The sequence below is a fragment of the Acinetobacter sp. OYA S30 genome (genome assembly GCF_033599315.1).
Classification (GTDB): Bacteria; Pseudomonadota; Gammaproteobacteria; order Pseudomonadales; family Moraxellaceae; genus Acinetobacter; species Acinetobacter baumannii.
Genome location: NZ_JAWVAV010000161.1, coordinates 1 through 351, shown reverse-complemented (window position 1 = coordinate 351; position 351 = coordinate 1). Strand labels below are relative to the sequence as shown.

Sequence of the window (351 nt, the reverse complement as noted above, 5' to 3'; positions counted from 1 at the left end):
GTTCCAATGGAAGATTACTTAAAAGCGCGGAGGGAAGTCTTAGATGAGTACTGATGCGGCTCGGGATAAAGCCATCCGGATCGAGGCGCAAGAAGATTTATATTTCTTCACAAGGTACATGTTTAAGGAGCGCCGTGGTTATAAATGGATGCAAAATTGGCACCACTTAGAAATCTGCGAAGCTTTAATGAAAGTTTATCGCGGAGAGATAAAGCGGTTAATTATTAACGTTCCACCACGATATTCTAAAACTGAAATTGCTGTAATTAATTTCATGGCTTGGTGTTTTGGTAAGAATCCAGACTGTGAGTTTATTCATATCAGTTACTCGGCAATGCTTGCCGCAAATAA

1 pseudogene is annotated in these 351 nt (G+C 40.2%); it reads left to right on the top strand.

Annotated elements, in window-relative coordinates:
- Positions 1–43: 43 nt before the first annotated feature.
- A pseudogene (locus R5R67_RS19625) lies at positions 44–351 on the top strand (terminase); the annotation flags it as partial.